At 72.3% G+C, this 10534-nt stretch carries 10 protein-coding genes; 7 read left to right on the plus strand and 3 right to left on the minus strand.

The genetic code is table 11. The annotated features are described in order from the left end of the window. Positions 1–341: 341 nt before the first annotated feature. Complete coding sequence (locus tag AADR41_RS38995) at positions 342–1379, plus strand: sporulation protein (RefSeq protein WP_342286961.1); 1038 nt, start codon at positions 342–344, stop codon at positions 1377–1379. Beyond that, positions 1379–1636, plus strand: a complete 258-nt coding sequence (locus AADR41_RS39000; protein ID WP_342286963.1) for a twin-arginine translocase TatA/TatE family subunit — start codon at positions 1379–1381, stop codon at positions 1634–1636. The genes AADR41_RS38995 and AADR41_RS39000 overlap by 1 nt, the downstream gene beginning before the upstream one ends. Before the next feature lie 451 nt (positions 1637–2087). On the opposite strand, the gene AADR41_RS39005 is transcribed toward AADR41_RS39000, so the two are convergent. After that, positions 2088–3116, minus strand: a complete 1029-nt coding sequence (locus tag AADR41_RS39005) for an endonuclease/exonuclease/phosphatase family protein (RefSeq protein WP_342286965.1) — start codon at positions 3114–3116, stop codon at positions 2088–2090. A gap of 221 nt (positions 3117–3337) precedes the next feature. After that, complete coding sequence (locus AADR41_RS39010; RefSeq protein WP_342286966.1) at positions 3338–4018, minus strand: M15 family metallopeptidase; 681 nt, start codon at positions 4016–4018, stop codon at positions 3338–3340. Between the two features lie 214 nt (positions 4019–4232). Here AADR41_RS39010 and AADR41_RS39015 point away from each other — a divergent pair, with 214 nt between their 5' ends. The 5 genes from AADR41_RS39015 (at position 4233) to AADR41_RS39030 (ending at position 8234) form a co-directional block, all read left to right on the plus strand. Then, positions 4233–4910, plus strand: a complete 678-nt coding sequence (locus AADR41_RS39015) for a response regulator transcription factor (protein WP_342286968.1) — start codon at positions 4233–4235, stop codon at positions 4908–4910. Beyond that, positions 4907–6160: a sensor histidine kinase gene (locus tag AADR41_RS39020; RefSeq protein WP_342286969.1), complete on the plus strand. Its 1254-nt coding sequence runs from the start codon at positions 4907–4909 to the stop codon at positions 6158–6160. The genes AADR41_RS39015 and AADR41_RS39020 overlap by 4 nt, the downstream gene beginning before the upstream one ends. Before the next feature lie 111 nt (positions 6161–6271). After that, positions 6272–6610, plus strand: coding sequence for a hypothetical protein (locus AADR41_RS43065; protein WP_446751188.1), 339 nt, complete (start codon positions 6272–6274; stop codon positions 6608–6610). 42 nt (positions 6611–6652) lie between these two features. Continuing rightward, positions 6653–7027, plus strand: a complete 375-nt coding sequence (locus AADR41_RS43070; RefSeq protein ID WP_446751189.1) for a cytochrome P450 — start codon at positions 6653–6655, stop codon at positions 7025–7027. A 142-nt stretch (positions 7028–7169) separates the two neighbouring features. Then, positions 7170–8234 carry a lipoate--protein ligase family protein gene (locus tag AADR41_RS39030; RefSeq protein WP_342286970.1) on the plus strand — a complete coding sequence of 355 codons (1065 nt, stop codon included), beginning with the start codon at positions 7170–7172 and terminating at the stop codon, positions 8232–8234. 18 nt (positions 8235–8252) lie between these two features. On the opposite strand, the gene AADR41_RS39035 is transcribed toward AADR41_RS39030, so the two are convergent. After that, a partial coding sequence (locus tag AADR41_RS39035) for a SpoIIE family protein phosphatase (RefSeq protein WP_342286971.1) occupies positions 8253–10534 on the minus strand: 2282 nt, incomplete at its 5' end.

Consider the following 10534-nt stretch of genomic DNA (forward strand, 5'->3'; position numbering starts at 1 on the left):
CCCCCCCCCCCCCCCCCCCCCCCCCCCCCCCCCCCCCCCCCCCCCCCCCCCCCCCCCCCCCCCCCCCCCCCCCCCCCCCCCCCCCCCCCCCGGACCGTTTCCGATCACCATCGTGGGCACCAGCTCGACCAGGGTAAAAGCACGGTAAAACGCGCTCGTCAAGCGGCTGCCCGGACCGTCTGGGCGATCCTTTTCGGACTTTCCCGCCCACCGGCCCTCCATGGCTCCGGAAGCCCCGCGACCGGCCCTATGCTCTACACGTCTGTAGAGCACGGGAGCCCCCTCGGCGTTCCCGCGCTCCCCCGTACCCCTCGTACGCACGTAAGGGAGTGGACGCCGCCATGGTGTTCAAACGACTGCTCGGCTCGCTCGGTGTGGGCGGCCCAACCGTCGACACCGTCCTCACCACCGGGGCAGCCGCTCCCGGCGGGCCGCTGTCCGGCCAGGTCCATCTCAAGGGCGGCAGCGCCGACTTCGACATCGACCACATCGCGCTGGAACTCGTCGCGCAGGTGGAGGCCGAGCACGAGGACGGCGAGGAGGAGCGCGTCGTGGCCTTCGAGCGCTTCACCGTCGGCGGCGGCTTCCGGCTGGCCGAGGGCGAGCAGCTCAGCGTGCCGTTCACGGTCACGCTGCCGTGGGAGACGCCGATCACCGAGTTGTACGGGCAGAGCCTGGGCATCGTGCTCGGCGTGCACACGGAGTTGTCGGTCGCCGGGGCCAAGGACAAGGGGGATCTCGACCGGCTCCTGGTGAGCCCGCTGCCGGTGCAGGAGGCGATCCTCGAAGCGTTCGGACAGCTCGGCTTCGGTTTCCGGTCCGCGGACCTGGAGTACGGCCGCATCGGCGGGACCGGTCAGCAACTCCCCTTCTACCAGGAGATCGAGCTGACCCCGCCGCCACAGTACGCGCACGCGGTCAACGAGATCGAGGTGACCTTCCTCGCCACCGCGGGCGGCATGGAGGTGGTCCTGGAGGCGGACAGGCGCGGCGGGCTGTTCTCCGACGGGCACGACGCACTCACCCGGTTCACGGTCGCGCACGACGGAATCCACCACCAGGACTGGCGGGCGCTCGTCGAAAGCTGGCTCCAGCAGCTGATCGAGCACCGGTCGGCCTACGCGACGGGCTCCTCGTACGGGCACGGCGATCCGTACGCCGGGCACCACGGCCACGAACCCGGCCACGGGCACCACGACGACCGGCATCACGGTGACGGTCACCGCTCCGGACCGGGCCTGGGCACAGCGGTCGCGGTGGGCGCGGCCGGGCTCGCGGTCGGCGTCGTCGGGGGCATGGTCGCCGCCGAAGTCGTGGACGAGGCAGGGGACTTCTTCGAGGGCGACGACGACGGCGATGACGAGGGTGGTGACGACTGATGTTCGGGATCAGCGAGATCGCGGTCGTTCTGATCGTGGTGATAGTTCTCCTGGGCGCCAAGCGGCTCCCCGATCTGGCCCGTTCCGCCGGGAAGTCGGCCCGCATCCTCAAGGCCGAGGCGAAGGCGATGAAGGAGACGAAGGACGACGAGGGCACGACGGGGGCGCCCCGGGTCATCCGCGGTGAGACCGTCGGCCGGCAGGACGCCGTGGACCCGAGGCCGGACACGGGGCAGCAGCCCCAGGGCCGCGCATAGGACACAGTCCGATTCCGGCCCGGACCCGATCCCGCGCTCCCTCCCGAGTACGGATCGGGTCCGGGCCGCACCGGGGGCGTACGCCTTCGGACCCGCACGCCTCCCCGAGCCGCGCAGGCCTGCGAATCGGTTCCGGTGACCGCCGCTCAGCGGTCGGAGCCCCCGGACGAGCCGCCACGGGCGCAGGGTGCCGTCCGAGCTCCCCGACAGGAGGAACCGGTCGTCCGGGGTCGGCGCGATGCCCCGGGCGTCCTCGGTGCGACCGCCCAGGATCCGTACGCGACGACCCGTCGACGTCTCCCGGATCCGGATGCGTCCGTCGTCCTCGTTCTTCGTCTTCGTCCTCGTTCTTTGTCTTCGTCCTCGTCCTCGCCCGAGACCGCGAACCGCCCGTCCGGGGTCGGCCGGAGCGCCCTGCGGCGTCGGACTGCGGTGGACTGTGCCGGTCGGCCTATGCCCTGAGGGCGGCGGCGATCGGCCGGTGGTCGCTGGCGGTGGCGGGGAGGGTCCAGGCATCGGTGGGGGTGACGCCCCGGGTGAGGATGTGGTCGATCCGGGTGATCGGGAAGGCCGCGGGCCAGCTGAATCCGAAGCCCGTCCCGGCCTCGTCCTCGACCGGCGTCAGCCGGGACGTCAGTGGCGCGAGGGCGCGGTCGGTGGTGGCTCCGTTGAGGTCGCCCAGCAGGAGGACCTTCTTCAGCCGCTCCCGGTCGACCGCCCGGTCGAGAGCGGCGAGCGTCTCGTCGCGGCGCGCGACGGCGAAGCCGGACGCGCCGACCCGGACCGAGGGCAGATGGACCACGTACACGGCGAGGGGACCGTTCGGCCCCCGGACCTGGGCGCGCAGCGAGCGGCTCCAGCCGGGATCGATGGTGACGCGCCGGGATTCGGTGATGGGGTAGCGGCTCCACAGGGCGACGGTCCCGATGTGCACACGGTGGCTGAGCCGGCGGTCCAGCACCTTCCGGTAGGCGGGCAGGGCTTCGTCGGTCACTTCTTCCAGGGCCACCAGGTCGGGGTCGGCGGCCAGCAGCGTTCGGGCGGTGGCGGCGGGGTCGGAGTTGGCGGCGTTGACGTTGTGGGTGACCACGGTCAGGTTCGGCTCGGTGTCGCTCCGTCCGCCGAAGTACAGGGACGCGAACATGGCGGACCACACGGCGCCGAGCAGCAGGGTGGCGACGACGGCCGGCACCGACCTGCGCGACAGTGCGGCCAGGAGCAGCACCGGAACGGCCAGGCCGGTCCAGGGCAGCACGGTTTCGAGGAGGCTGCCGAGATTGCCCGGCGAGTTGGGCACGAGCGAGTGACAGACCATCACCAGCCCGGTCAGCACGGCGACCGCGCTCAGGATCCGGCCCCGGCCACTCCCCAGGCCGAGCAGTCCGAACCCGTCGATCGGGCCGAACCCGCCGATCGGGCCGAACCGGCCGGGCGGGCCGAACCGGCCGGGCGGCTGTCCGCCCGGGGCCGGATCTCCCACCGCAGAAACGGAACCGGACGGAGCCGGACAACCAGGAGACGGATCGGAGGAGACAGGATCGGACAGCGACGGATCCGAAGGCGAAGGATCGGGGGGTGAGGAGGTGGGGTCGGAGAATCCGCCTCCGATGTACACATCCGGATAGGGGTCCTCGCGCGGATCGGCCATGACATGTCCTTCGGAAGAGGGCTCGGACTCTCGGGGGCTGAGCACGGTGCCGGTCAGCCGGCCGCGTTGCTGAGGGGCGTCGGGCAGGTGCCACCGGGGCGGGTCAAGAGCTCGAAGTGCCACATCTCGTTGTTGTAGACCTGGCACAGGCCGTAGTCGGCGCCGTTGCGGATGAGCCAGTCGTCGGCATCGGTGGGCCCGATGTCGACCGCCTTCCCGGAGACGTGCGTCGACTTCTGCGGGGTGTTCACGAACTGCCTCGCCTTCTCGGCGCTCCCGTACTTCTCGATGCCCTCGTCCAGCAGGCGCTGCTGGTGTTCCTTGCTGCGCCATCCCGAGGTGACCCGGAATTCGATGCCGTCGTCGCGGGCGTCCCGGGCCGCCTGCTGCACGGCCTTCAGCAGTCGCTCGTCCAGCCGGGCGATGGCCGGGTACCGGGTGTCGAAGGGGGTGAGCTGACGGCCGTCCGGGGCGCCGCCCTCGTCGGCGCCCTCGTCGGCGCCCCCGTCGGCGTCCCCGTCGGCGCCCTCCGGGGTGACCTCGGCGGTCGCCGCACCGCCGCCGGGTGCCCGGTCCGGCGTCGCTTCGGCGTGCGCGGCCGGTTCGCTCCGGGTCGTCAGGCCCCATGCCGCCGCCAGCGCCACCACCAGGACCGCGCCCACTCCTGCCGCTGTCCGGCCGGGCAGGCGGCGCGCGGCCGTGGCGGAGCGGCTCTTGGCGGGGTTGTCGTGCATGGTGTCCTCCGGGCATCTCGTACAGCGCGGCGGGTGCCGCGGACCGATGCCTTGAGTGAACGGTGGGCCGTGTTGCCGGACCGTTTCGATTTTCCGATACGTTTTCGATATGCCCGGACCGCTCAAATGGGGACGGTCATCCCGGACAGCCCGGACAGGGGCGGCCGGACGGACCGGCGACCTGCCGGGCGAGGCACAGAGCAGGAGAGGCCGTATGCGGGTGCTGATTGTCGAGGACGAGCTGTATCTCGCCGAGGCGGTGCAGGCGGGTCTGAGGCTCGAAGCCATCGCCTCCGACATCGCCGGGGACGGCGACACCGCCCTGGAGCGCCTCGATGTGAACGAGTACGACATCGTCGTGCTCGACCGTGACATTCCCGGCACGCACGGCGACGACGTGTGCCGGGCGATCGTCGAGCGGCGGCTCGGCTGCCGGGTGCTCATGCTGACCGCGGCGGGCCTCCTGGACGAGAAGGTCACCGGCTTCGAGATCGGCGCCGACGACTATCTGACGAAGCCCTTCGACCTGAAGGAGCTGGTCGTACGGCTGCGCTCGCTGGCCCGCCGCCCCAAGGACAGCACTCCTCCGGTCATCGAGTGCGCCGGAATCCGGCTGGACCCGTTCCGGCGGGAGGTCTTCCGCGACGGGCGGTACGTGGCGCTCACCAGGAAGCAGTTCGCCGTGCTGGAGGTCCTGATGACCGCGCGCGGCGGTGTCGTCAGCGCGGAGACGCTGCTGGAGCGGGCCTGGGACGAGAACGCCGACCCGTTCACCAACGCGGTCCGCATCACCATGTCCACGCTCCGCAAACGGCTCGGTGAACCGTCGGCCATCCACACCGTGCCCGGCGTCGGCTACCGCCTCGGCGAGCCGGCCGGGGGCGACCGGTGAACCGGCGGCCCGCACCCCGGCAGCACACCGGCGCCGCTTCGGCCGAAGGCCTCTTCGAGGACCGGTCCGGAGGCCGGCCCCAGGGCCGTTCCGAGGGCCCGGCGCCGTCCGGCCGGCCGCGGCGGCTGACCGCCCGGATGAAGCTCACCCTCACGTACGCCCTGTTCGTCACCGTCGCCGGGGCGCTCAGCCTGATCGTGGTCTACCTGGCCATGCGCTTCGTGCCCTCCTACCCGCTGGCGGACGTGAACCCGCAGGCAGCTGCCATCGCCACCCGCCCGGACATCCTCCGGGCCCTGGCCAAGGCGTCCGGCGTCGCCCTGCTGCTGCTGGCGCTGGTCGGGCTCGGCGCCGGCTGGCTCATCGCGGGCCGCGTCCTGCGCCCCCTTCAAGACATCACCCGGGCAGCCCGCCGGGCCGCCCACGGCTCTCTGGACCACCGCATCGGGCTCACCGGTCCGCGCGACGAGTTCACCGAGCTCTCCGACACCTTCGACGACATGCTCGGCCGCCTCCAGCGGTCCTTCGAAGCCCAGCAGCGCTTCGCCGCCAACGCCTCGCACGAACTGCGCACGCCGCTCGCCGTCAGCCGCACCATGCTCGACGTGGCCGTCGCCGACCCCGACGGCCAGGACTACCGCCAACTCGTCTCCCGGCTCCGCGAGACCAACCAGCGCGGCATCGACATCACCGACGCACTGCTGCGGCTCTCCGCCCTCGAACACACCCCGCCCACCATGGAGCACCTGGACCTCGCCGACACCGCCCGGGCAGCCGTCGAGGCCGTCCGCGAGGAAGCCGGGGCACGGAGCATCACGCTCTGCGCCGACATCCGCCCGGCCCCGGTCACCGGCAACGGCGTACTGCTGCGCCAGCTGACCCAGAACCTGCTCCACAACGCCGTACGGCACAACCTGCCTACCGGCGGCACGCTCTCCCTGACCACCGGCCCCGACCCGGCACGGCCCGGCCGCGCCCTGCTGACCGTGACCAACACCGGACCGCGGCTGGACGACACGGTCGACCGCCTCACCGAGCCGTTCCTGCGCGGCAGCGGGCGTCTGGCCGAACAGGACTCCACCCGCCGCGGCCACGGCCTCGGCCTGGCGATCGTCGCCAGCATCGTCCGCGCCCACCACGCGGACCTGAGCCTCACCGCCAACCCGGGCGGCGGACTCACCGTCCGCGCGTCCCTGCCCGGCGCCCCGGAAGGCACCGCGGGAGCCAGGAAGCTGTCCGAACAGGGATGAGGGAGTGGGACCACAGGGCGAGGAAGACGGACCGGCGCAATGTCGGCGCCGGAGCGGCGGAAGGGGCCGCGCCGGTCCTGGTGGCCGACGTCCACGCACACCATGTCCGGCGTGTCGCCGATGACGTACAGCCGCAAACGGTTGGAGCCTGAAGCCAGGACCGACCCGACTCAGGACCCCCGCTTCCGGCAGGACCCGTACCCGGCTTGCGCGGTCATGCGGTCCACGTGCCCGGTCCAGGCCACCCCCGCCGGCGCCGGTGGACACACCGGCTACCTCGTCACCGGCTACGCGGAAGCCGGGGAAGCCCTCGGCGACGCCCGGCTCTCGAAGGACACGGCCGCCTTCTTCGCGGACGAGGGCTCCCGGCGTCGTCCTCCCGGCCGCGCCGGACGAGCTGCTCCGCTTCGATTCCCCCGTGAGTACGGCCACTTTCCGGTTCACGACTGAGGCCGTCACACTCGGCAGCACCGACGTCCCGCCGGCGTCCCGGTGCTGATCGGCCGCGGAGCCGCCAACCGCGACCCGGAACAGTTCCCGTCACCCGACCGGCTCGACCTGGACCGGGACACCACCGGCCGTCTCGCCTTCGGCCACGGCATCCACCGCTGCGTCGGCGCTCCCCTGGCCAGGGCCGAGGCAGAGATCGCCCTGCGGGCGGTCCTGACCCGTTTTCCCGCGATCCGCCCCGCCGTCCCACCCGGCCAACTGGAATGGCGCCGCACGCGACTTGTCCGCGGTCCGGTGTCGCTGCCGCTCTTCACCCAGGGCCTCTCGTCCGGAACATGCCGGGCCGGGTGGCTGTCCTCGTCCGGTTGCTTCCTGGGGCGGGCCGGCGCACGGCAGGCCCGCCGGTCGCGTTTCTGATGCCGGGCCGTCACGGCGTCGGGGCTGCGTGGCCGCTCGGCACGGGCTGGCATTAGGGTTCGATGCGAGGTATGTGCGCGTCCATCCCATGTCGGAGCGACCCGCTCCGGGTCCGCGTCGCGCGCTGGAAGGGAACGAAGCCGTGCATGGCGAGTACAAGGTGCCCGGCGGCAAGCTTGTCGTCGTAGACCTGGACGTCGCGGAAGGCGTACTGCGCAACGTGCGCGTCGCCGGGGACTTCTTTCTGGAGCCCGACGAGGCGATCCTCTCGATCAACAGCGCCCTGGAGGGCGCCCCGTCCTCGACGGACACCGCGGGTCTTGCGGCCCGGATCACGGCGGGGCTGCCGGAGTCGACCGTCATGCTCGGGCTGACCGCGGAGGGCGTCGGCATCGCCGTCCGGCGGGCGCTGGCCCGTGCGACCGAGTGGAGCGACTACGACTGGCAGCTGGTGCACACGGAACCACAGGCCCCGGCACTGCACATGGCACTGGACGAGGTCCTCACCGCCGAGGTGGCCGCCGGGCGGCGGGCGCCCACGTTGCGGGTCTGGGAATGGGCCTCGCCCGCCGTGATCATCGGCAGCTTCCAGTCGTTGCGCAACGAGGTGGATCCCGAGGGGGCGGCAAAGCACGGAGTGACCGTGGTGCGCCGCATCTCCGGTGGCGGGGCCATGTTCGTGGAGCCCATGAGCACCATCACGTACTCGCTGTCCGTGCCGGATTCGCTGGTCTCCGGCCTCTCCTTCGCCGACAGCTACGCCTACCTCGACGACTGGGTGCTGGGCGCCCTCGGCGACATGGGCATCAAGGCCTGGTACCAACCGCTCAACGACATCGCCACCGATGCCGGGAAGATCGCCGGAGCCGCTCAGAAGCGGATCGTCGGCGCCGACGGCGGCCCCGGAGCCGTCCTGCATCACGTGACGATGTCGTACGACATCGACGCGGACAAGATGCTGGAGGTGCTGCGGATCAGCAGGGAGAAGCTCTCCGACAAGGGCACCAAGAGCGCCAAGAAGCGTGTCGACCCGCTCCGCCGCCAGACCGGCCTCGCCCGGGAGCAGGTGATCGAGAACATGATCGCCTCCTTCCACGACCGCTACGGGCTGACCACCGGTGCGGTCACGGCGGAGGAGATGACCCGGGCCCAGGAACTGGTGCGGACGAAGTTCGGCACGGAGGAATGGACCGCTCGGGTGCCGTGAGGCCGTCGCGGGCCGGTATCAGCCTCCCGTCGCGAGGGGTGCCCGCCGGGGCAGTTCCTGTTCGGTCCAGATGATCTTGCCCTCGGCCGTGTAGCGGGTGCCCCAGCGGCGGGTGAGCTGGGCGACGAGGAAGAGGCCGCGGCCGCCCTCGTCGGTGGTGCGGGCGTGTCTGAGCCGTGGCGAGGTGCTGCTGGTGTCGGAGACCTCGCAGATCAGGACGGACTGGCGCAGCAGCCGGATCCGGATCGGCCCGCTGGCGTAGCGCACCGCGTTGGTGACCAGTTCGCTGACGATCAGCTCGGTCGTCATCTCCAGTTCCTCCAGGCCCCAGGCGCTCAGCTGGCGGGCGGTCCGGGCCCGGACCCCGGCGACGGCGGCCGGGTCGGTGGCCACTTCCCACGAGGCGACGTGGTCGGGGCTCAGCTCGTGGGTACGGGCGAGCAGCAGGGCCACGTCGTCGGGCTGGGGCACCGGGACCAGCTGATCCACGACCGCCGCGCACAGGGCGTCGAGCGGGAGGCCGCGCTGTGCCAGGGCTCCGCCGAGGCGGGACATGCCGAGCTCGGGGTCCTGGTCGCGGCCCTCGATCAGGCCGTTGGTGTAGAGGCCGATCAGGCTTCCCTCGGGCAGGTCGGTCTCCGCCGTCTCGAACGGGAGGCCGCCCAGGCCCAGCGGCGGCCCCGCGGGCAGGTCGAGGAAGGTGACCCGGCCGTCCGGGGCGACGACGACGGGCGGCGGATGGCCGGCCCGGGCCATGGTGCAGCGCTGCGTGACCGGGTCGTAGACGGCGTACAGGCAGGTGGCGCCGAGTACCGGGGTGCCCTGCTCCCCGCCCTCGGGTTCCTCGTCGCTGAGGCGGAGCACGAGGTCGTCGAGGTGGGCGAGGAGTTCGTCTGGCGGCAGGTCCATGTCGGCGAGGGTGTGCACCGCGGTGCGGAGCCGGCCCATGGTGGCCGCGGCGGCGATGCCGTGGCCGACCACGTCGCCGACGACGAGGGCGACCCGGGCGCCGGACAGCGGGATCACGTCGAACCAGTCGCCGCCGACACCGTCCTTGGCGTCCGCCGGGAGGTAGGAGGAGGCCACGTCCAGGGCCATTCCGCCGGGCAGTGTGTGCGGGAGCAGACTGCGCTGGAGGGTCAGCGCGGCGGCGTGCTCGTGGGTGTACCGGCGGGCGTTGTCCAGGCACACGGCGGCCCGCGCCACCATCTCACGGGCCGAGAGAACGTCGTCCGGTTCGAACGGGGCGGGGTCCTGCGACCGGATGAAGGTGGTCAGACCGAGCACCGTGTCACGGGCCCGCATGGGTACGGCGATCAGGGAGTGGAGTCCGTACTCGCGGATGCTCGCCGCCCTGGCGGGCTGTTCGACCGCCCATACGCTGCTGTCGGGGTCGAGTACCGGGATGAGAAGGGGCTCGCCGTCGACGAGGAACCGCATGTCGTGGGGCGGGGGTACGAAGTCCACCGGATCCCCGATCCGGCTGACCGCCTCCGGGCAGCCCTCGCGCACCGAACTCATCGCGGCCCGGCGCATCTGCGGCCGGGTGGCGGCGACGGTGGCGCCGGATCTGGCCGGTTCGGCGCCGGACAGTCCTGTGCCCAGCGGCCACGGGCCGGGCGCACCGGGGCTGGCGACCGGTTCCAGCAGGTCGACGATCACGAAGTCGGCGAACCGCGGCACCGCGAAGTCGGCCAGTTCCTGGGCCGTACGCATCACGTCCAGGGTGGAGCCGATGCTGGCTCCGGCGTCGTTGACCAGGGCCAGGCGCTGCTGGGCGTTCCACCGGTCGGTGACGTCCAGGACCATGTAGCACAGGCCCGTGACGCCGCCGTCGTTGTCGGTGAGCGGCAGGTACGAGGTGGAGTAGGCGCGCTTGCGGCGCGGATCGGCCCAGGTCCAGCCCAGGTACTCGTAGTCGATGACGGGGATCCCGGTGTCCAGCACACCCCGCATCAGCGTCTCGATGTTCTCGGTCTCCAGCCCCGGCAGCACGTCGCTCAGCCGGTGGCCCACCCGCTGCTCGCGCGGGACGCCGCCGAAGCGTTCCAGGGTGTCGTTCACCCAGACGTAGCGCAGGTCCGGGCTCATCACCGCCATGCCGATCGGCGACCCGCCGAGGAAGGCGTCCAGCACGGACTGCCCGAGCGTCCACTCGGGCCGCCGTTCGCGACCGGAGACCAGGAAGCACTCCCGGCCGTCCAGGTGAAAGGAGGCCGAGACCCTCAGGTCGACCTCGATCGGGCTGCCGTCGCGCCGCCGCACGTCAGCGACGCCCCGCCACCCCACCCCCGCCCGGC

Source organism: Streptomyces sp. CLV115 (assembly GCF_038448545.1).
Lineage (GTDB): Bacteria > Actinomycetota > Actinomycetes > Streptomycetales > Streptomycetaceae > Streptomyces > Streptomyces sanglieri.